This window comes from Photobacterium chitinilyticum (genome assembly GCF_004104355.1).
Taxonomy (GTDB): Bacteria; Pseudomonadota; Gammaproteobacteria; order Enterobacterales; family Vibrionaceae; genus Photobacterium; species Photobacterium chitinilyticum.
The window spans coordinates 1-22558 of sequence record NZ_RJLM01000007.1 but is presented as its reverse complement, the minus strand read 5'-3'; the positions used below and the strand labels follow the sequence as shown (position 1 = coordinate 22558).

The 22558-nt window shown below is 47.8% G+C and carries 16 protein-coding genes and 5 tRNA genes; 10 read left to right on the top strand and 11 right to left on the bottom strand.

Features of this window, described 5'->3' with window-relative positions; translation table 11 throughout:
- The first annotated feature begins 195 nt into the window (after positions 1 to 195).
- The 3 genes from EDI28_RS16515 (at position 196) to EDI28_RS16505 (ending at position 4405) form a co-directional block, all read left to right on the top strand.
- Positions 196 to 1035 carry a 23S rRNA (adenine(2030)-N(6))-methyltransferase RlmJ gene (locus EDI28_RS16515; RefSeq protein ID WP_128784996.1) on the top strand — a complete coding sequence of 280 codons (840 nt, stop codon included), beginning with the start codon at positions 196 to 198 and terminating at the stop codon, positions 1033 to 1035.
- Between the two features lie 168 nt (positions 1036 to 1203).
- On the top strand, positions 1204 to 2577 hold the full coding sequence (gene gorA / locus EDI28_RS16510; RefSeq protein WP_128784995.1) for a glutathione-disulfide reductase: 1374 nt from the start codon (positions 1204 to 1206) through the stop codon (positions 2575 to 2577).
- A gap of 460 nt (positions 2578 to 3037) precedes the next feature.
- A complete protein-coding gene (locus EDI28_RS16505; RefSeq protein WP_128784994.1) occupies positions 3038 to 4405 on the top strand; it encodes a YjiH family protein in 1368 nt (455 codons plus the stop codon).
- Between the two features lie 309 nt (positions 4406 to 4714).
- Here the strand turns inward: EDI28_RS16505 and EDI28_RS16500 are convergent, their stop codons facing one another.
- From EDI28_RS16500 to EDI28_RS16460, 9 genes are all read right to left on the bottom strand, one after another.
- Positions 4715 to 5656 carry an ABC transporter permease gene (locus EDI28_RS16500; RefSeq protein WP_128784993.1) on the bottom strand — a complete coding sequence of 314 codons (942 nt, stop codon included), beginning with the start codon at positions 5654 to 5656 and terminating at the stop codon, positions 4715 to 4717.
- A gap of 3 nt (positions 5657 to 5659) precedes the next feature.
- Positions 5660 to 6637: an ABC transporter permease gene (locus EDI28_RS16495; protein WP_128784992.1), complete on the bottom strand. Its 978-nt coding sequence runs from the start codon at positions 6635 to 6637 to the stop codon at positions 5660 to 5662.
- A 110-nt stretch (positions 6638 to 6747) separates the two neighbouring features.
- Positions 6748 to 8301 (bottom strand): ABC transporter substrate-binding protein, encoded by a 1554-nt coding sequence (locus tag EDI28_RS16490; protein ID WP_128784991.1) that lies wholly within the window; start codon positions 8299 to 8301, stop codon positions 6748 to 6750.
- A gap of 110 nt (positions 8302 to 8411) precedes the next feature.
- Positions 8412 to 10130 (bottom strand): dipeptide ABC transporter ATP-binding protein, encoded by a 1719-nt coding sequence (locus EDI28_RS16485; protein ID WP_128784990.1) that lies wholly within the window; start codon positions 10128 to 10130, stop codon positions 8412 to 8414.
- Between the two features lie 657 nt (positions 10131 to 10787).
- Positions 10788 to 10864: transfer RNA gene (locus EDI28_RS16480), tRNA-Pro, on the bottom strand.
- Positions 10865 to 10934: 70 nt separating this feature from the next.
- Positions 10935 to 11010 (bottom strand) — tRNA-His (locus EDI28_RS16475).
- Between the two features lie 42 nt (positions 11011 to 11052).
- Positions 11053 to 11129, bottom strand: a tRNA-Pro gene (locus EDI28_RS16470).
- Positions 11130 to 11199: 70 nt separating this feature from the next.
- A tRNA-His gene (locus EDI28_RS16465) sits at positions 11200 to 11275 on the bottom strand.
- 30 nt (positions 11276 to 11305) lie between these two features.
- Positions 11306 to 11382, bottom strand: a tRNA-Arg gene (locus tag EDI28_RS16460).
- Positions 11383 to 11674: 292 nt separating this feature from the next.
- On the opposite strand from EDI28_RS16460, the gene EDI28_RS16455 reads away from it, so the two are divergent.
- Complete coding sequence (locus tag EDI28_RS16455) at positions 11675 to 12085, top strand: c-type cytochrome (protein ID WP_128784989.1); 411 nt, start codon at positions 11675 to 11677, stop codon at positions 12083 to 12085.
- A gap of 72 nt (positions 12086 to 12157) precedes the next feature.
- Here the strand turns inward: EDI28_RS16455 and rep are convergent, their stop codons facing one another.
- Positions 12158 to 14173 (bottom strand): DNA helicase Rep, encoded by a 2016-nt coding sequence (gene rep / locus EDI28_RS16450; RefSeq protein WP_128784988.1) that lies wholly within the window; start codon positions 14171 to 14173, stop codon positions 12158 to 12160.
- A gap of 198 nt (positions 14174 to 14371) precedes the next feature.
- Between rep and EDI28_RS16445 the strand changes: the two genes are divergently transcribed.
- The 4 genes from EDI28_RS16445 (at position 14372) to ubiK (ending at position 19609) form a co-directional block, all read left to right on the top strand.
- The gene (locus EDI28_RS16445) at positions 14372 to 14938 is read left to right on the top strand and encodes a TetR/AcrR family transcriptional regulator (protein ID WP_128784987.1); all 567 of its coding nucleotides are present in this window, start codon (positions 14372 to 14374) and stop codon (positions 14936 to 14938) included.
- A 26-nt stretch (positions 14939 to 14964) separates the two neighbouring features.
- Positions 14965 to 16080, top strand: a complete 1116-nt coding sequence (locus EDI28_RS16440; RefSeq protein WP_128784986.1) for an efflux RND transporter periplasmic adaptor subunit — start codon at positions 14965 to 14967, stop codon at positions 16078 to 16080.
- Positions 16081 to 16092: 12 nt separating this feature from the next.
- Entirely contained in the window at positions 16093 to 19209 is a 3117-nt protein-coding gene (locus tag EDI28_RS16435) for a multidrug efflux RND transporter permease subunit (RefSeq protein WP_128784985.1), read from the top strand.
- Between the two features lie 130 nt (positions 19210 to 19339).
- On the top strand, positions 19340 to 19609 hold the full coding sequence (gene ubiK / locus EDI28_RS16430; RefSeq protein ID WP_128784984.1) for a ubiquinone biosynthesis accessory factor UbiK: 270 nt from the start codon (positions 19340 to 19342) through the stop codon (positions 19607 to 19609).
- Between the two features lie 75 nt (positions 19610 to 19684).
- On the opposite strand, the gene ilvC is transcribed toward ubiK, so the two are convergent.
- On the bottom strand, positions 19685 to 21169 hold the full coding sequence (ilvC, locus tag EDI28_RS16425) for a ketol-acid reductoisomerase (protein ID WP_128784983.1): 1485 nt from the start codon (positions 21167 to 21169) through the stop codon (positions 19685 to 19687).
- A gap of 132 nt (positions 21170 to 21301) precedes the next feature.
- On the opposite strand from ilvC, the gene ilvY reads away from it, so the two are divergent.
- Together ilvY and EDI28_RS16415 are read left to right on the top strand one after the other, a co-directional pair.
- Entirely contained in the window at positions 21302 to 22207 is a 906-nt protein-coding gene (gene ilvY / locus EDI28_RS16420; RefSeq protein ID WP_128784982.1) for an HTH-type transcriptional activator IlvY, read from the top strand.
- A 64-nt stretch (positions 22208 to 22271) separates the two neighbouring features.
- Positions 22272 to 22558: helix-turn-helix domain-containing protein (locus tag EDI28_RS16415; RefSeq protein ID WP_233353432.1), on the top strand; the 287-nt coding region annotated here is incomplete at its 3' end.

Here is a 22558-nt window from a genome sequence, read left to right as displayed (position 1 = left end):
GTCCCTTATTAGATGTGTCTTCGGGCTTATAAATTCAATCCCTTAGTCGCAGTTTCTGATCACCTTACCCTTTCATTTTAACGTGTAATTAACCACCTGTATGACTAAAGTTCTGACGGCTTTGTGGATATTCGCCGACAATTCGCCATAATATGCCCCCTATCCCAAGACTGACTACCTGTAGAGATCTCATACATGCTGAGTTATCGCCACAGCTTCCATGCCGGCAACCATGCCGATGTGGTCAAACACATCGTACAAAGCCTGATCCTTGATGCCCTGAAGCAAAAGGATAAGCCATTTGTCTATCACGATACCCACTCGGGCGTCGGCCGCTACGATCTGCAGGATGAGCGTAGCGAGAAAACCGGCGAATTCAAGCAGGGCATTGCCCGCCTGTGGTCTCGTGAGGATATCCCCGCAGAAATCAAATCGTATATTGATGCGATTAAGGTACTCAACGACAATGATGACCTGCGCTATTACCCGGGGTCACCGCGTGTTGCCCGCGCCCAGCTCCGCGAACAGGATCGCATGGTACTGACCGAGCTGCATCCGGCTGATTTTCCGTTGCTGCTGCAGGAATTCCGTAGCGACCGCCAGGTGAAAATCTACAAGGAAGATGCCTTTCTGCGACTAAAGGGCAGCCTGCCGCCGAAAGAGCGCCGCGGCGTGGTACTGATCGACCCTCCCTATGAGCTCAAGCATGAGTACATGGATGTCGTCAACGCTATCGCAGAAAGCCACAAGCGCTGGGCAACCGGCACTTATGCTATCTGGTACCCGGTTGTGTATCGCGAGAATATCGACAAGATGCTGAAAGGGCTTGAAAAGCTGGGAATCCGTAAGATCCTGCAAATCGAGCTCGGCGTCGAGCCCGATACGACAGAGCGTGGCATGACTGCCTCCGGGATGATTGTCATCAATCCGCCATGGAAGCTGGAAAGCCAGATGCAAGCGATTCTGCCGTGGCTACAACAGGCGATTGCACCGACCCACGGCCACCATAAAGTGGAATGGGTAGTACCGGAGTAACCCACCCAGACAATACTTGCAAAGGCGGGAGCCCTCCCGCCTTATACTTTCCTGCCATCAGTTATTACTATCGGGCTCGACTTTCTCGATCCTCGCCCCTCGTAACTCCCAGCGTTCTTGATTACACTAGGTTCAGCTAATAAATCTTAGAATTAAGCGGAGAAAGTCATGGCAAAGCATTTTGATTACATTTGTATCGGTGGCGGCAGCGGTGGTATTGCATCAGCAAACCGTGCAGCAATGTATGGTGCCAAGGTCGCCCTGATCGAGGCCAAAGCGTTGGGTGGTACCTGTGTAAACGTCGGCTGTGTACCAAAGAAAGTCATGTGGCATGGCGCGCAAATTGCCGAAGCCATGCACTTGTATGCCAAAGATTACGGCTTCGATGTCGATGTCAAAAAATTCGACTGGAGCAAACTGGTAGAAAACCGCGAAGCGTATATCAGCCGTATTCATGCCGCGTATGACAATGTACTGGGCAACAACAAGATTGAAGTGATCAATGGCTTTGCCCGTTTTGTTGATACACAAGATGGCGCTGACAAAAAAACGGTCGAGGTAAACGGCGAACACTATACGGCCGATCATATTCTGATTGCCGTCGGCGGCGAGCCAACAATTCCCAACGTCCCGGGCGCCGAGCACGGCATCGATTCTAACGGCTTCTTCGAGCTCAACGAGCAGCCAAAGCGCAGTGCGGTAATTGGTGCCGGCTACATAGCTGTCGAGATCGCCGGCGTGCTAAGTGCCCTGGGTACCGATACTCACCTGTTCGTCCGCAAGGAATCCCCGCTGCGCAGTTTTGACCCGGTAATCATCAACACGCTGGTCGAAGTGATGGATGCAGAAGGCCCGACCCTGCATACGCACTCGATCCCGAAACAAGTGGTAAAAGAATCAGACGGCTCGGTCACCCTTCACTTCGAAAACGGGGAATCCCACAATACCGATGTGCTGATCTGGGCTATCGGCCGTAACCCGACCACGGACAAAATCAACCTGGCAGCAACTGGTGTTGAAACCAACAGTCGCGGCTACATCAAGGTTGATGAATATCAGCAAACCAATGTCGAAGGCATCTACTGTGTTGGCGATATCATGGAAGGCGGTATCGAGCTGACGCCAGTGGCCGTTAAAGCGGGTCGCCAATTATCTGAGCGTCTGTTCAACGGCAAGACCGAAGCCAAAATGGACTACAAGCTAGTACCGACCGTGGTCTTCAGCCACCCGCCAATCGGTACTATCGGCCTGACAGAACCAGAAGCCATTGCCGAATACGGCGAAGATAATGTAAAAGTCTATCAATCAGGCTTCACTGCCATGTACACCGCTGTCACCTCACACCGCCAGCCATGCAAAATGAAATTGATTTGCGCGGGCCCTGACGAGAAAGTGATCGGCCTGCATGGCATCGGCTATACCGTCGACGAAATGATCCAGGGCTTTGGTGTTGCGATGAAGATGGGCGCAACCAAGGCAGATTTCGACAGCGTGGTTGCCATCCACCCGACGGGCTCAGAAGAGTTCGTTACTATGCGCTAGCACCGATATGTAACGAATACATTCATTCGACAGAAACACAGTACTAAGCTGGTTGTACGCCCAATGTTCTGGCGCATATAACCAGCTTTTTTGTTAAGCGACTATATAATCGGGTTAGAAGCAATACGAGCCTCACCACTCACTCGCAGCCTCCATTTTCACCCTCTTATCCCTCGGCTTCCCTATTCATTTGTCCTACATACTGTTGTCTGTCTTTCCACTTTTTTTATTTAACTACATGCATACCGGCTTATCACAGCATTACTGCAAGTCACTGCAAACAAGCCAAATGACAGAACAAAAGTGAATAAATACACGTACAACACCGCAAACTATTCCATTACAAAGATAAAAACGGTAATCTTTCACCACCTGATTATGGATGATCAGTGAATATTTATTCCTACAGAATAAGAGCAGTTTGTTACTCACAGTCAAAACAGTTAGTTAAAGGTCGAGTATGCAGGATCAGGCAATAGCAACATCTTCGAGCAGCAAAGCCAACTGGCTTATGTTTCTTCTCCCTTCACTGTTAGGTGTATTTCTGTTCATGGCACCTATCGAGTACCAGGACACAATTACCATTCCTATCGCGGTTCTGGCCAAGTCCGTTCAAGGCCTATTTGAAGGCATGCTGACAGCTATTGTCACATTCGTGATCGCTCTAACCGCCGTAGCTACCATTATTACCAAGCTCCTAAAACCCCGAGCGATCACTGATAACAGCTTTTTGAGTGGCTTGTTAAACCCAACACTACCATGGTTCATTGTGCAGCAGCTGGGTGCCGTCTTTGTCGTTATGACGTTCTTTGGTATCGGCCCTGAAATGATCCATGACGGCGCAACAGGTGGTCTGGTGCTCAATGATTTGCTGCCTGTTCTCTTTTCTGTATTTCTGTTTGCCGGGCTGCTACTGCCACTCCTGTTGAACTTCGGTCTGCTTGAATTTGTTGGCGCTCTGTTTACCCGGATCATGCGTCCGCTGTTCAACCTGCCTGGCCGCTCAGCCGTTAACTGTATTGCCTCATGGCTGGGTGACGGTAGTGTCGGCGTTCTGATGACTAGCAAGCAATACGAAGGCAAGATCTATACCGAGCGTGAAGCTGCAGTGATCGGTACAACATTTACCGCAGTATCAATTACTTTTAGCCTAGTGGTTATCGCTCAGGTAAACCTAGAACATATGTTTGCCCCGTTCTACCTGACAGTGTGCCTGGCTGGTTTGGCTGCCGCGGTAATTGTTCCACGTCTACCACCTCTGTCCTGGAAAAAAGACAACTACATTGATGGCACGACAGTAACCGAAGACTACGAAGCCGTTCCTGCTGGTAAAACAGTGATCAGCTTTGGCCTGGAACAAGCACTAAACAAAGCAAGTGAAGTAAAAAGCCTTCGCCACGTGGTTATAGAAGGCATTAAGAACGCCGTCGATATGATTTTCGGTGTTCTACCTGTTGTGATGGCTATCGGTACTGTGGCGCTGGTTATCGCTGAAAATACACCGGTCTTCAGTATTCTCGGTCTACCATTTATCCCATTCCTTGAACTGTTACAAATTCCAGAAGCGACAGCGGCATCAGAAACCATTGTGGTGGGTTTTGCTGATATGTTCCTGCCATCAATTCTGGCCTCGGGAATTGAAAGTGACCTGACTCGCTTCGTAATTGCAGCCATGTCTGTCACCCAGCTGATTTACATGTCGGAAATCGGTGCCCTGCTGATCGGCAGCAAAATCCCAGTCAAGCCTTGGGAGCTGTTTATGATCTTTATCCTGCGTACCGTCGTTACACTGCCGGTAATTGCGTTGATGGGACACCTGTTCTTTTAACCGATAGCAATTCATCGCACCCAATAAAAAACCAGCTGACTGCCAGCTGGTTTTTTATTGCCTTTGCATCACTCAACGCGACAAACCTTCAATCAGAGATCTGGCTTTAGGAGCCGTTAGTAACTTTGTGGTCATCCTCGCCTTAGGTGATTTATTCCTGGGCAATTATCCGGACGGATAGCGATTGATATAAGGACTGATCTTCTTTGACCAGCAACTCGTAGAAACAAAATAATAACGGTGAAGGCCTATTCACTCAAACACATAAAAAAAGCGGCCAGTTGGCCGCTTTCTCGATAATGCTGTCTTTTATCCTTTATAAATCTTCGGATTGAAGACATCCCGCAGCCAGTCACCCAGCAGGTTAATCACCAGCACTAAAGTAATCAGCACTAAGCCAGGGAAAGCAGTGATCCACCACGAACCCGAGAAGATATAGTTAAAGCCGATACTGATCAGAGAGCCCAGCGAAGGCTGATCTACCGGTAATCCGAGTCCGAGGAAAGAAAGTGCGGCCTCAGACATGATGGCATTCGCGACCTGTACTGTAGAGATAACCAATATCGGTGACAGGCAGTTCGGCAAAATATGGCGAAACATGATTCGGGGTGCCTTGAAGCCCATCACCCGCGCGGCTTCGACATACTCTTTCTTCTTCTCGGCCAGTACCGACGCACGGACGGTACGCGCATACTGCGGCCATTCGGCGACACCGATAATAACCACCAGCATCACCACCGCATACTGGGCAAATAACTCTGCCCCCAATGCAGTACGGAATATCGCCGAGACAATAATAGCAACCATCATCGTCGAGAAAGATAACTGTACATCGGCAAAACGCATCAAGAAACTGTCGATACGGCCGCCGAAGTAACCAGCACTCAAACCGATGGTTACCCCGAGAGCCAGTTGCAGAGCCACAGCTAACAAGCCGATCGTCAGTGACAAGCGCGAGCCATAAAGAATGGTCGAGAATATATCCCGGCCCTGATCATCGGTACCCAATAAGAAACGGCTATCACCATCTTCCATCCATGATGGCGGCAGCTCTGAATCCATAATATCGATCAGAGACAAATCATATGGGTCGGTTGGGGCAATAAACGGTGCCAACACCGAGGCGGTCACAAAAGTAAGGAAAAGAGCAAAACTGAACATCGCTACTTTATCTTTCAGGAAGTAGTACACAATGTCAGAATTTTTAAAACGCGCCCAACGGCTTGGGGTGGCTGCTGTCGTAGTATTCATGACTTACTCTCCCTTGCCAGTCAGATTAACAGTTGGGTTAACCAAACCATACAGTAGGTCAACGATAGTATTTGTTACCACAAAGATTAAGCCAACAAAAATCACGTAAGCAGTAATCAGCGGCGTATCAACACGGTTAATAGCATCAAGAAACAATAATCCGGTTCCTGGCCACTGAAATACAGTTTCAGTCAGGATGGTATAGGCCACCATGGTACCAATTTGCACCCCACCCACAGTCAGTACAGGCAGCATGGTATTTTTAAGGGCGTGTTGATAGTAAATTTTATTCATTGCCAAGCCCTTGGCTTTAGCAAATTTAATGTATTCAGAACTCAGCGCCTCAAGCATTTCAGAACGAACGAGGCGAATGAAAAGCGGCATCATAATAGAGGACAATGCAATACAAGGCAGCACGAGGTGTCTAAGCCCGTCTAGCGAAAAGAAACCCGATTCCCAACCGAGAAGGTTGTAGGTCTCCCCCCGCCCGTAAGAAGGCAGCCAACCGAGTTCAATTGAAAAAACATACATCAACATGATAGCGGTCAGGAATACCGGAATTGAGATCCCAATACTACTTAAGGCCATCACTGTTTTAGTAAACGTACTATTAGGGTGAATCGCGGTATAAACGCCCAAAGGAATGGCAACCGCAATAATAATAAGCGTTGCCCCGAAAACCAACTCAAGGGTCGCAGGTAGCTTATCGAGGATCACTTCTGCTGCCGGACGTTTAAAGGAATATGATGTTCCTAAGTCTCCCTGCACGGCATTGCCGAGGAAACGGCTGTATTTGGTAATAAACGGGTCATTAAGACCTAAATCATCGCGTAATTGTTGACGTTCAGCTTCTGATACCGACTGGCCCACCAGCTCGCGCAATGGGTCGCCAAGATTATCCTGAATGGCAAATGCCACCAAACTGATCACAAACATCACTATCAGTGCCTGAAACAGGCGCTTGACCAGAAACGTAAACATTCCTTGCCCCTTCTCTCATCCTTAATATGAGTGCCGGAAAACCCTTTCCGGCACTCTGCTTACTTTCTATGGCTAGATTTATTGGTGACTTTACGCTTTATCTCAAGCTGTTAGTCGACAACAAGATCACCAAAGTATGGCATAACCATTGGGTTAACAATGTCTGCGGCATGGACATTGGATTTAGCACCCCACGCTTCACTCTGCCAGTGTAGTGGTACAAACGCAGCCTCGTTATATAGCGTCGCTTCTATTTTCTGTAGCATCTGGGCACGCTTTGCCGGATCAGTTTCAACGTTCGATGCACCGACCAGTTTATCAACATCTGCGTTTGAATAATGACCACAGTTGTACTGGCCTTTACCGGTCTCTTCGTTACGTGTCATCGTCAGGAATTCAGAGAAGTTCGCTGAATCTTCGGTATCCGAGTGCCAGCCAATCATCATCATATCGGCAGAACAGAGGTCAAACTCAGGCCAGTACTGCGCTTTTGGCAGGGTTTTCAAATCGACCTTGATACCAATCTTTGACAACATAGCCGCAGCCGCCTGAGCCACTTTTGCATCGTTAACATAACGGTTGTTCGGTGCCATCATGGTGAGCTTGAAACCTTTCTCATAGCCGGCTTCTTTCATCAGCTGCTTGGCTTTTTTCACGTCATAACGTGGAACTAGCTCTGCATCATAACCCGCATAGCCCGAAGGCCCCTGCTGGCCTGCCGCTGTCGCGAAGCCTTTCATGATTTTCTTCACGATGCCTTCGTTATTAATCGCATGCACAATTGCCTGACGAACTCGCACATCTTTCAATGCTTCGTTACTGTTCTGGTTCATCTGGAAAGTGATAATACGAGTACCAGGCAGGGTCACCAAGTCGATACCATCGGCGCTCTTAACACGCTTGTGATCGTTGGGAGCAACAGGGTGAATCATATCAACCCCACCAGACAGCAACGCGGCAACACGGGTTGCATCTTCTTTGATAGGTACCAACGTCAGCTTGTCTACATTACCTTTTGACGCCTTGTCCCAGTAATCCGCAAAACGCTCAAATTCCACCTTCACACCCTGCTCGCGCGCAGTGACGATAAACGGACCGGTACCCGAAAGATGGGTCGAAGCATAAGAGTTACCGTGTTTGACCAGCTCTCCTTTGTCTTTACCATCTTTTGTTTTGCCGCTATAGAATTTGCTATCCATCGGGAAAATGTACGTTGCAGTCTGAAGTACCAGCGGATAAGGCCCCGAAGAGATCAAATCAACGGTGTAATCGTCAACTTTTTTCAGCTCGGTATACGGTTCAAAGATCGCTTTAAAATCAGGAGAACTCTTCAGACGATTAAACGTCCATACCACATCATCAGCGGTCATGAGGTTGCCGGAATGGAATTTCACACCTTCACGAAGTTTAAAGCGAAAAGTCGTATCATCGATACGTTCCCAGCTTTCGGCCAAACGAGGCTCAAAATCCATATCCTGGGTAAAGCGCACCAGTGGATCAAATACCATATGGGACAATTGCAGCGTGCCACCAGAAAGTTGCTCATGTGGGTCCAGTGAAACAGGGTCAGCACTGTAGCCAACTTTGATGTCTGCTGCTGCTGCACTCAAACTCAGGCCTGCGGCCATTAAAGCGACTGCCAGCTTGGTCTTGATGGTTTTCATTGCATAGCTCCTTTATGCGGGGGAGATAACTCCCTTGCCGTTGTGTTTGCTTGTTATAGGTTGTTCTCATACCTGCCCTGACCCGGCCTGTCTGCCGATAGTGTCAGAGGTTAAGCTAACTTCAATCCTTCCAGACTCATGCCCTTAAATTCTGGCATCAGCGAAATAAGTTGTTTGCTGTACTCGTGCTGTGGCGAAGTAAACAGCTGTTCGGTGGGCGAGACTTCCAGCAATGTCCCCATTTGCATTACGCCAATACGGTCACACATCTGGCGGATCACAGGCAAATCGTGACTGATAAACAGCATCGTGAGATTCAGCTCATCCTGCAGATCTTTCAGCAGATTGAGGATTTGAGCCTGTACAGATACATCCAGGGCCGAGGTCGGTTCATCACAAATCAACAAGCGCGGACGGGTTGCAAGAGCACGAGCGATAGAAATACGCTGGCGCTGCCCCCCGGAGAATTCATGCGGGTACTTCACACCGGCAGCTCGGCCCAGGCCGACATGGTCCAGCAAATCATTTACGATCTGGCGGGTCTGGGCTTCATTTTCAGTAAGTTTGTGGAAGCGGATAGGCTCGGCAATAATGTCCGAGATTTTCATTCGCGGGTTCATGGATGAATATGGGTTCTGGAATACCATCTGCATTTGGCGGCGCAGCGGACGACGTTCTTTTTCACTTTTTAATGCCGTTAAATCAATACCTTCAAACACCACCTTGCCAGAATTCGGCGGATAGAGGCCGGCAATTACCCGAGCAATAGTTGATTTACCGGAACCGGACTCACCAACCAGGCCAAATGTCTCGCCTTCAAAGATCTCAAAACTGACATTATTCGATGCCTGGACGTATTCTCGGCGACTTTCAAAGAAAGAGTTTTTAGTGATAAAGCGCAAATTGACATTCTCAACCTGCAACAAGGCACCATTATAACTACGCTGATCTTCACTCTGGCCCAGCCAGTGATTCTTGACATCTAGCTGCGTCATTTCCTGCGCTTCTTCAATGTAGCTCACCAGCGGGAATCGCTTCAGCTTCACATCAGAACGCGGAACAGCAGAAATCAGGCTCTGGGTATACGGGTGGGTCGGGCGGCCCAGCACCTGCTCTGTGGTGCCAATTTCGACCAAATCACCGCGATACATCACCGCAACACGATCCGTGACGTTGGAAACGACTCCCATGTCATGGGTAACCAACATACAACCCACGTTCTTCTTAACACAGAGCTCACGGATAAGATTGAGAATTTGATCCTGAATAGAGACATCCAGTGCCGTCGTCGGCTCATCGGCAATAATCAGATCAGGCTCACCCGCCAACGCGATTGCTATAACCACACGCTGGCGCATACCACCAGAAAACTGATGAGGATACTGCTTGATCCGTAATTCAGGCTGAGGTATTCCCACCTGCTCCATTAAACCCAAAGCACGGGAGTACGCTTCTGCCTGACTCACCTTCAGGTTCGTCACAATAGTTTCTGTCAGCTGCTGCTCAACAGTAAACAGAGGGTTCAGCGAAGTCATCGGATCCTGAAAAATAAAACCGATTTTTGACCCGCGGACCCTTCGCATCTGATCAGGGGAGAGCCCTGAAATTTTCTCACCGTCGAGATACACATCACCACTGGCGATTTGTCCCGGCGGGCTCAGCAGATCAATAACAGCGTTACCCACTGTCGATTTACCTGCTCCTGATTCTCCGACCACACCGACAATTTCACCGCGTTCAATCGAGAACGACAGAGATTTCACCGCGGCATGAACTCCATGGCGAGATGGATATTCAATTCGGAGATTTTTAACTTCTAATAATGCCATTACCAGACCCCAACTGCTCGGCAGCGTTCTGCCCTGTCTGAAAAATTGAATCCCTTCACTTTCAGCACAAATTGCTGAATAGATGCTCAGCAGTCAATTTGGCAAAAATTTCACAGAAAATCAACAAAACAAGCTGAAAAACTACAGAAATGAATAATTATCGAATAAATAATCATTAAAGCGGATTCAGAGAGCAAACTCAACAAGATTTGATTGAGAGGATAGCGGCTAAAACGTGCTTTGTTTATCAGCATATCACGCTGAAGTTATGGTTATAAGCTATTACATCGCCAAAAAGCACACTGAATAAAATATCACCTCCCAAAAGCCTTAAATTAACAATAAATAAACAACACTCTGTAAAGCGCCACTTTTTTAGTGGTATTTGCGGCTTGTGAGACAAAGACCAAAACAGATAGCTGCTTTCTTACCAAGTAAGCAGTAGATCACACTATTACTACCACGTGAAATATCAGCCAAAGCAATATCTCTTTTTGTACAAACGTTACGCTGGCTTTACCAAGAAACTGAAACGAAAAAACCTGCTCATTGAGCAGGCTTTATAAAGATAGTCGCTAAAGAGCCAATTTGAGGTCTCACGGTATCAACTTTCTACAGACGAAAAAAAGCCTGCTCATTGAGCAGGCTTTCTTAAAGTGGTCGGTGAAGAGGGATTCGAACCCCCGACCCTCTGGTCCCAAACCAGATGCGCTACCAAGCTGCGCTATTCACCGACGAGCATTTTATTTTGAATAATCAAAATGGGAAACCTTGTCTACGAAGTAAACTGGGTTACCGAGTTAATGGGGTGGCTAACGAGATTCGAACTCGCGACCACCGGAATCACAATCCAGGGCTCTACCAACTGAGCTATAGCCACCACTAACTTTTTATATAATCGCCAAGGCAATTATTGAAATAGTGGTCGGTGAAGAGGGATTCGAACCCCCGACCCTCTGGTCCCAAACCAGATGCGCTACCAAGCTGCGCTATTCACCGACAATGTTCTATAAGCAAGAACGTTTCGTTTCGAAATAAATCAAAACTGGAAACCGAAGTTACCAAATAATGGGGTGGCTAACGAGATTCGAACTCGCGACCACCGGAATCACAATCCAGGGCTCTACCAACTGAGCTATAGCCACCACTATTTTTGCCAATATTTCAATCCGGAATGGCGCGCCCGAAAGGATTCGAACCTTCGACCTTTGGCTCCGGAGGCCAACGCTCTATCCAGCTGAGCTACGGGCGCCTTGCCCTATCGGCGGAGGTGAATATTACGGATCACGCCGTCCCTCGTCTAGTCTTTTTTGAGATTTTTTTTCCGTTCGCTTTAAATATAAACAAATAACTGTTGATTCGTATCATACAAACACTGCCACCTAGTTTATCACTGTAAATTTAGGAGATATAATCACTTGGTTGTTACAATTTAAACAATTTTTAAATAATCACAGCCTTGTCTCAACAGTACGACTAACAACAACTCATTCATACGACTGTGGCAATCGCACATAAAAATCTGGAAGTGTAAGGTGAGCTCAATGGAATTATCTCTTCGACAACTAATGGTAGCCGCTGTAGCAGCAATAACGTTTGCCGGCACTGCCGTAGCTGCTGATATGTCAGACGAAGCTATTGCAGAACGAATTCAGCCGGTTGGCTCAGTATATCTTGAAGGTGATGCCCCCGCAGGACCTGCGGTTGCTGCCGGTCCACGCAGCGGTGATAGCGTATATGGCACTTTCTGTGTTGCCTGTCACGGTGCTGGGATCATGGGCGCACCAAAAAAAGGAGATGCTGGCGACTGGGGACCGCGTCTTGCCAAAGGTAACGATGTATTAACCGATCACGCAATCAACGGCTTCAATGCGATGCCTGCGAAAGGGTCATGTATGGATTGTAGCGATGACGAAATCATTGCTGCTATTAACCATATGATTGAAGGCCTATAAGCTAGAAGCTAAAGAGCAAAAAGGGTTGGTGCTATTGCTGCATCAACCCTTTTTTAGGCATCTATTAATTAACTATTTCTTGAACATTGACCGGATATTGGCAATATGCGCCTGTCCTTTCTGCATCCGCTCTTGCTGAGTCACCGGTTTCTTATCGGCCTCCCACTCCAAGTCATCCTGGGGCAGTTCATATAAGAAACGGCTCGGTTCCGGTTTTAGCAACTCACCATACTGACGGCGTTCTTTACATAAGGTAAAGGTCAGCTCTTTCTGGGCTCGGGTGATACCGACATACGCCAAACGACGCTCTTCCTCGACATTGTCTTCATCGATACTGACCTGATGAGGCAAAATACCCTCCTCGGTACCAATCAGATAAACATAAGGGAACTCGAGACCTTTTGATGCATGCAGCGTCATTAACTGAACCTGATCGGCATCCTCGTCATCTTCACCGCGCTCCATCATGTCGCGCAGTGTCAGCCGTTGGACCACTTCTTTTAGTGTTTTTTCTTCCTGATCATAGTTGTCTCCTTCCAGGTCCGCCGTTATCCAACTATATAGATCGGAGACATTCTTCATTCGCATCTCTGCCGCTTTCGGGCTCGGCGAACTTTCGTACAGCCAATCTTCATAGTTAATATCGCGCACCAACTGGCGGACTGCCGCTACCGTATCACCACGTTCAGCATTGTCGGATAATTCTACAATCCAGCGGGTAAAACGCTGTAACGATTCCAGCCCACGACCGCTCAGATGCTGTTCCAACCCGAGTTCAAAACTGGCTGAAAACAGGCTTTTCCCTCGCATGTTGGCATAGGTACCCAGCTTTTCCAGCGTTACCGGACCAATTTCACGACGCGGGGTGTTCACAATCCTCAGGAAGGCATTGTCATCATCCAGATTGGTCAATAGCCGCAGGTACGCCATGATGTCTTTGATTTCCGCCCGCGAGAAGAAAGACGTTCCACCTGAAATTTTATAGGGGATCCTGTTTTGCATCAGGGCCTTCTCAAACAACCGCGACTGATGGTTGCCGCGGTACAAGATCGCATAGTCTTTATAGCCGGTATTATTCAAAAAGCGATGGGCAATCAGCTCACCCACCACCTTCTCAGCCTCATGATCTTCGTTCTTGGCCGTGATCACCTTGAGCATTTCCCCATCGGGGATCTCTGAAAACAGCGCCTTCTCAAATAAGTGGGGATTATTGGCAATCAAAATATTGGCCGTGCGCAAGATACGGCTGGTCGAGCGGTAGTTCTGCTCCAGCTTGATCACCCGAAGTGACGGAAAATCTTTATTCAATAAACCGAGGTTTTCCGGCTGGGCTCCGCGCCAGGAATATATCGACTGATCATCATCACCAACGACAGTAAAGCGTGAGCGCTCACCCACCAGCAGTTTCACAAACAGGTATTGGCTGGTATTGGTATCTTGGTACTCATCCACCAGCAGGTAGCGAATGCGGTTCTGCCAACGCTGACGAACGTCCTGGTCATCCCTCAGCAATAGTACCGGCATCAGGATCAGATCATCGAAATCGAGGGCGTTGTAGGCCTTCATCTGCTTCTGATACATGTCATAACAATGAGCAAATAGCTGATCTTTTTCTGATTTCGCATATGCCATGGCTTCACCCGGCGACAGCATGTCATTCTTCCAGTTAGAAATCGTCGACATCAACTGTTTGAGCAAGTCTTTGTCACCGTCAATTTCGGCCTCGGTCAGTTCTTTGAGCAACGCCATCTGGTCCTGATCGTCAAACAAAGAAAAACTGGCTTTCAGACCCAGTACTTTGTATTCCCGACGGATAATATTCAGACCCAAGGTGTGGAAAGTCGATACCATCAACCCTTTGGACTCCTGACGCCCCAATGTCTGTCCTACCCGCTCTTTCATCTCGCGAGCGGCCTTGTTAGTAAACGTCAGGGCTGCAATATTACGGGCCTTATAATCACAATGCTGGACTAGATACGCTATTTTGTTGGTAATCACCCGGGTTTTGCCAGAACCGGCTCCAGCCAGCACTAAACACGGACCAGCCACGTAATTTACCGCTTCGGTTTGCCTTGGGTTCAGTTTCATCAGCGTATCCTATGTCGTTTTTGATCATCTAAAGGTCAGCAGGCGCATTGTAGCGAGTTCCTGTCACATGTCTATTCGACCTCGAATATTCATGGTGGCTACCGTCTTCTGTTAAGAAAACACTTGCACAATAAACTTTGCTCCCTAAAATAATGAATGAACATTCATTCATTACCTTTTTTTACATTTGTGACTTTTATGAGTGATAAGAAAACACGCATATTGCAGGCAACAGAAAAATTGCTGGCAATGTATGGCTTTCACGGTATATCCATGCAGATGGTCGCCAAGGAAGCAGGCGTCGCGGCGGGAACAATTTATCGCTATTTTGAGGATAAGGATGACTTACTTCATCAGCTTCATGATCATATTTTAAGCCATGTGGCGAACAAAATTACTCAGGACGTGTCTGATGAGATGCCTCTGAAAAAACGCTTCCGTACCATGTGGTTGAATATCTGGAAGATGGCAAATCAAGAAGACGCTCCATTGATTAACCGTGGTCAGTTTGAAAACCTACCAAGGCGTCAGGGGCAAGAACAGTACCAGCTTGAACAGAAGCTATTTGCCAAGGTCAACCAGCTGTTTGATGAAGGAAAAGCCAGCGGCCAGTTCAAACAACTCGACAATGAAATTTTAAGTGTTTTAAGCCTTGAGCCGAGCGCTTGCTTGGCTCGAAAACATGTCAACGGAGTCTTCAACGTCAGCGACGATGCACGAGATGCAGCAATCGAAGCGTGTTGGGACGCCATAACACAGCATTAACATTAGTAATTCCGGAGCATTATATAATGAAAAGATGGGTAGCATGGCTAGGCATGCTAATAATCGTAGGGCTATTATTTGGCACTTTATTTGTGGACAAATACTTCGATATTCAGGACAAAATGGAAAAATTTGCCAACATGCCTGAACCTGAGTTCCCTGTTACCGTCTTGGAAACCCAGTCAACCAACTGGGTACCGGCCATTGAGGCAATCGGCTTCATCGAGCCTAACCAAGGGGTCACCATAACGACTGAAGTATCAGGCGTGATCAATAAGATTGATTTTGAATCAGGCTCTACCATCAAAAAAGATCAGCCATTGGTGAATCTTGACTCAGATGTTGAAATTGCCAATCTGAAAAGTGCTGAGGCCCGTCTGCCGGCAGCCAAAGCCAAGTATGCCCGCTATCAGGGACTATACAAAAAAGGCTCAATCTCCAAAGAAGCTTATGATGATGCAGAGGCTTCTTACTTTTCGCTTTCTGCAGACATTGAAAGCCTGAAGGCAACCATTGACCGCCGTACTATCAAAGCACCTTTTGATGGGGTGGTCGGCCTGCGTAACGTATTCCTGGGCCAGTACATCCAACCAAGTGATGACATTGTTCGCCTTGAAGATACAACCCTGATGAAGTTGCGCTTTACCGTACCGCAGACTGATATCTCGGATATCCATCTTGGCCAGGATGTCGAAATATTTGTTGATGCTTACCCTGAAACGCCATTCAGCGGTAAGATCAGTGCGATTGAACCAGCCGTTAACTTTCAAAGTGGCTTAGTTCAGGTTCAGGCTGATATCCCAAATAACGAAGGTCAGCTTCGTAGCGGTATGTTTGCCCGAGCACACATTATCCTGCCGACACTGGAAAACCAAATCACTCTGCCGCAGACAGCCATCACCTTCACCTTATACGGTGACAACGTCTACCTGATCAACAAAGATGACAAGGGTGATCTGCGAGTTCGCCAATCTGTCGTTAAAACTGGCGAACGTAAAGGCGATATTGTCCACGTCCTTGACGGCGTAAAAGCCGGTGACACAGTTGTCACATCTGGTCAGGTTCGCCTGAGTAATGACGCAAAAGTGCATATTGTTGAAAGCGATGCACTCGAAGCGCCAGCAGAAACACCAATGCTGTAATCCGGAGGATTAATGCGTTTTACTGATGTTTTTATTAAACGTCCTGTCCTGGCGGTATCAATCAGTTTCCTGATTGCCCTGCTCGGCCTGCAAGCTATCTTCAAGATGCAGGTGCGGGAATACCCCGACATGACCAACACCGTAGTAACGGTATCAACCAGCTACTACGGGGCAAGTGCCGACCTGATCCAGGGCTTTATAACTCAGCCACTGGAACAGGCCATTGCCCAGGCTGATAATATCGACTTCATGACCTCGTCTTCCGTACTGGGTAAGTCCACCATTACGGTAACAATGAAGCTCAATACTGATCCGAATGCTGCACTGGCCGATATTCTGGCGAAGACCAACTCGGTTCGCTCCCAGTTGCCTAAAGAATCTGAAGATCCGACCGTAACCATGTCGACAGGTTCGACAACGGCTGTGATGTACATTGGCTTTACCAGTGACGAGCTGGCATCCAGCCAGATCACTGACTACCTTGAGCGAGTGATCAACCCGCAGTTCTTCACGGTTAACGGTGTATCCAAGGTCGATCTCTATGGCGGTATGAAATACGCACTTCGCGTATGGCTTGATCCTGCCAAAATGGCAGCCTACAACCTGACGGCAACCGACGTTATGGGCGTTCTGAACGCCAACAACTATCAGTCAGCAACAGGTCAGGCTGTCGGTGAGTTTGTCCTGTATAACGGAACTGCCGACACCCAGGTATCCAATACTGATGAGCTGGAAAAACTGGTTGTTTCAACCAAGGAAGGCCAGGTGATCCGCCTGGGTGACATAGCCAGAGTCACCTTGGAAAAAAGTCATGATATCTACCGCGCTTCGGCAAACGGCGAAGAAGCCGTTGTTGCAGCCATCAACGCAGCCCCAAGTGCCAACCCCATTAACATCGCTGCAGATATACTTGAACTGTTGCCTGAGCTAGAACGCAACATGCCAGACAACATCAAGATGAACGTGATGTATGACTCAACCATTGCAATCAATGAATCGATCAACGAAGTTATCAAGACTATCGCTGAAGCGGCACTGATCGTATTGGTGGTGATCACCTTGTTCTTGGGCTCATTCCGTGCTGTTATCATTCCAATCATCACTATCCCGCTGTCATTGATTGGTGTAGCGATGGTGATGCAGGCCTTTGGCTTTTCATGGAATCTGATGACTCTGCTGGCAATGGTACTGGCCATCGGTTTGGTGGTTGATGATGCCATCGTGGTACTGGAAAACGTCGATCGTCACCTCAAACTTGGCGAGTCGCCCTTCCGTGCTGCCATTATCGGTACGCGCGAAATTGCGGTACCGGTAATTGCGATGACCCTGACGCTGGGTGCGGTATATGCGCCAATCGCGATGATGGGCGGGATCACCGGTTCACTGTTTAAAGAATTTGCCCTGACACTGGCTGGTGCGGTTTTTGTCTCTGGTATCGTAGCATTGACCCTGTCGCCGATGATGTGTTCAAAGATGCTCAAGGCTAATGAAAAGCCAAGCCGATTTGAAACATCAGTCCATAACTTTCTGGATCGCATGACTAACCGCTACGAGAAGATGCTTGGCGGTATCATGAAGATGCGTCCGGTCGTTATTGTGTTTGCAATCATCGTATTTACCAGTCTTCCGATGCTGTTCAAGTTCATCCCAAGTGAACTGGCACCCGCAGAGGATAAGGGCGTATTGATGATGATGGGTACAGCACCATCAAATGCCAACCTGGATTACATTGAAAACACCATGACCAAGGTGAACCAAATGCTGACTGATCAGCCTGAGGTTGCTTTCGCCCAGGTATTCTCTGGGGTTCCTAACTCCAACCAGGCATTTGGTATCGCCTCTATGGTGCCATGGAGTGAGCGTGAAGCGAGCCAGGCTGAAGTGGTTAAGCGTGTAACAGAACAAGTGAAAGAAGTGCCTGAAATGGCGGTAACGGCATTCCAGATGCCGGAGCTTCCAGGTGCGGGATCTGGTTTGCCAATTCAGTTTGTTATCACAACACCAAACCAGTTCGAAAGCCTGTTCCAGGTCGCGACAGATATTCTGACCGATGTGAAAACAAACCCGATGTTCGTCTATTCCGATCTTGATCTGAACTATGACTCGGCAACCATGAAAATCCGCATAGACAAAGATAAGGCTGGTGCCTACGGCGTGACCATGCAGGATATCGGTATCACCTTGAGCACCATGATGGCCGACGGCTATGTCAACCGTATCGACCTCAACGGTCGCTCTTACGAGGTGATCCCGCAGGTAGAACGTAAGTACCGCCTGAATCCAGAATCGATTAAAGGTTACTACGTGCGAGCTGCCGATGGTAAAGCGATTCCTTTGGGTAGCTTGATCACCATTGATGTTGTTGCTGAGCCACGTGCCCTGCCTCACTTCAATCAGCTAAACTCTGCAACCATTGGTGCGGTTCCTGCGCCGGGTACTGCAATGGGAGATGCTATCAACTGGTTCCAGAACGATGCGGCTGGAAAGCTACCTTCCGGTTACCAGTACGATTTCATGGGTGAAGCGCGTCAGTTCGTTACCGAAGGTAATGCTCTATATACGACCTTTGCCTTGGCACTGGCCATTATCTTCCTGGTTCTGGCAATCCAGTTCGAATCATTGCGTGATCCGCTGGTTATCTTGGTATCAGTACCGTTGGCTATCTGTGGTGCTCTTGTTGCTCTGGCCTGGGGCGCAGCTTCGATGAACATATATTCGCAAGTCGGTCTGATCACCCTGATTGGTTTGATCACCAAGCACGGTATTTTGATTTGTGAGGTTGCCAAAGAAGAACAGCTTCATAATCAGAAAGATCGTATGGCTGCGGTTATGGAAGCGGCGAAGGTTCGTCTACGTCCTATCCTAATGACAACGGCTGCAATGATTGCCGGTCTGATCCCATTGCTCTATGCAACAGGAGCAGGTGCAGCCCAGCGCTTTAGTATCGGTATTGTTATCGTATCGGGCCTGGCCATCGGTACGCTCTTTACCCTGTTCGTACTACCTGTGATCTACACTTATCTGGCAAGCATTCACAAACCACTGCCAATCTTTGTCGAGGACAAAGATCTGGAAAAGCTGAAGCGGGCTGACGAAGCGCGCAACGCTTTGAAGGCTCGTGACTGCTAAGCAAATCAGATAAATATCAAGGCCGCCTCGCGCGGCCTTTTTTTATTTTCCGATTCACCGACGACAACTCGTTCATATTTGAATAAGATAACGGCAACAGATTAAAAGCCGTTACGGAGTTAACTCAGCTATGTTTGATCCAAAAAAGCTTGAGCAGGTCGCCAAGCAGATCCACGAGTCAATGCCTCAGCCAGTAAAAGAGCTAGGTAACGATGTAGAACAGAAAGTTCGTCAGGTCATTCAGGCGCAGCTTGGTAAACTAGATGTCGTTAGCCGTGAAGAATTTGACGTCCAAACTCAGGTGCTGCTGCGTACACGGCAAAAGCTAACTGAGCTGGAACAGAAAATGAGCGAGCTGGAAACCAAGCTAACTGACAACAAGCAAGATAACGAAGCTTAATCAATTATTAGTATTGAACAAGCAATAAAAAAGCCCGGCAAATTTTTACCGGGCTTTTTGTTTGTTGTGGTGGGATTAACCGCCTACAGCGATGCGCTTCATGTCTGTCATGTAGCCGCGTAGCTCCTGACCAACCCACTCTACCGGATGGTTGCGAACAGCTTCGTTAACATCAATCAACTGCTGGTTATCAACCTGATTGCTTGTTTCATTCAGGCCTTTACCAATCACGTCTGTACTCACGGATGGCATGAACTTCTCACGCAGTAAAGGCGTCGCTATATTGGCAAAGAGGTAGTTACCATATTCAGCCGTATCGGAGATAACAACGTTCATTTCATACAGGCGCTTACGTGCGATAGTATTCGCAATAAGCGGTAGCTCATGCAGAGATTCGTAATAAGCTGACTCTTCAATAATGCCTGAGGCAGTCATCGCCTCAAAGGCAAGCTCAACACCAGCGCGTACCATCGCCACCATCAGAATACCGTTATCAAAATACTCCTGCTCTTCAATCTGAAGTTCCGAGTCGGGGTAATTTTCAAAGGCTGTTTCAGCGGTTTCGGCACGCCAACCCAATAGGTTTACATCGTCATTAGCCCAGTCAGCCATCATCGTGCTAGAGAAGTGGCCAGTGATGATGTCATCCATATGTTTGTTGTACAGCGGGCGCATCAGCTCTTTAAGCTCTTCAGACAATTCAAACGCTTTCACTTTCGCTGGATTAGATAGGCGATCCATCATGTGGGAGATGCCACCAAACTTCAGCGCTTCGGTGATTGTTTCCCAACCAAATTGAAGTAGCTTGCCGGCATAGGCAGGTTCGATACCTTCTGCGATCATCTTTTCATAACAAACAATTGAACCGGCCTGTAGCATGCCACAGAGGATGGTTTGCTCACCCATAAGATCCGATTTAACTTCAGCCACAAACGAAGACTCAAGTACACCAGCACGATGCCCACCAGTGGCAGCAGCCCAAGCTTTAGCAATATCCAGACCGTCACCTTTCGGGTCATTTTCTGGATGAACGGCAATAAGTGTAGGAACACCAAAGCCACGCTTGTACTCTTCACGGACTTCAGTACCTGGACACTTAGGAGCAACCATTACAACGGTCAAATCATCACGAACCTGCATACCTTCTTCAACGATATTAAAACCATGCGAATAGCCCAGAGCTGCACCTTGCTTCATTAGCGGCATAACAGTTTCAACTACATTGGAATGCTGCTTGTCTGGTGTTAGGTTAACCACAAGATCGGCTTGTGGGATCAGTTTTTCGTAGCTATCGACTTCAAAACCATTCTCTTTGGCATTTTTATAGGACTGACGCTGTTCGTCAATCGCCGCCTGACGAAGTGCATAGGCAACATCCAGACCTGAATCACGCATATTCAGGCCTTGGTTCAGGCCCTGTGCACCACAACCAACGATAACCACTTTTTTGCCTTTCAGGTAATCAGCTTCAGTTGCGAACTCAGCACGATCCATAAAACGACAACGACCTAGCTGATCTAACTGCTGGCGTAGATTTAGGGTATTGAAATAATTAGCCATAACTACAAACTCCGTGAATTCTGTTCCTTGGGTCGACATCTTCCTGTCGAATAACCTGATAGTAGAACAGGTACTTTGTTGCGCAAAGTGATATATTCACAACAACTCATTGCAAAAAGTGCAACATGAACGATGAACATCAAGAACCTGCAACTATTTCTGCATCTGTGTGATTCCAAAAGCTTTAGTCAAACGGCACAAGCGATGCATATTAGCCCATCCGCTCTCAGCCGTATCATTCAGCGTCTCGAAGACGATACTGGGCAAATATTATTTATTCGTGACAATCGTAGTGTTGAGCTGACCTCTGCGGGGAAAAAACTTCTGCCTGTCGCAGCACAAATCGTTTCCAGTTGGCTTGAGCTCAAGAACCAGCTCAATGATCAAAAACAGCTACTGCAAGGTAAGCTCAAGCTTTTCTGCTCTGTAACAGCAAGCTATAGCCACCTTCCTGCCATTCTTAGTGAATTCCGCCAACTCTATCCACAAGTTGAAATCCAGCTCATTACCGGTGATCCTGCTCAGGCAGTTGATAAAGTATTACAGGGTGAGGCAGATATCGCCATTGCAGCAAAACCGGAGGCTCTCTCGGCGAAACTGACCTACCTTGAGCTTGATAAGGTATCAATGTCAGTCATAACCCCGTTAATCCCGCCTCCGGGGCTACAGAGGCACCTCACGGATACACCTGACTGGAGCCAACTCCCTTTTATTCTTCCTGAGTCAGGAACAGCGAGGGAGCTTGCCGATAAGTGGCTAAAATCAAAAAAAGTGAAACCAAGCATTTATGCGCAGGTTGGTGGGCATGAAGCGATTGTCAGTATGGTGGCATTAGGCTGTGGGGTCGGTATTGCACCTGATGTAGTTATTAACAATAGCCCGGTAGGAGATAAAGTCTGTCGGCATCACCAAGAAAACATCGCTCCGATGCAATTAGGTCTCTGCTGTAAGCGCAGCCGAGAACAAGAACCTTTGCTTGCTGCTTTACTTGAGCTTTTTCCACACCATCTAAATAAAAGCCTGGAAACAGATAGGTAAGCTTCTCAGAAGCTTAAAAAATATCGACTTCAAAGCACTCGCAAGCCAACAAAAATCCATTCAAATGAAAATGCGATTACTGGCACTATCGCACTTTCAAGATGGTTATTCGCGTACTGAAATTGCTAAATTTCTTAAAGTCAGTCGAACCAGTGTTAATAAATGGGTACGAATTTTTCTCGAAGAAGGCCTAAGAGGATTACAAGAGAAGCCACAAACAGGAAGACCGGCTTTCTTAAGCCCTGCACAGCAAAAACAACTGACTGACTTCATTGAATTACGCGCTAAAAGCAATGAGGGAGGCCGACTCACAGGCGCCGATATTCATACCTATATTATGAAAGAATTTGG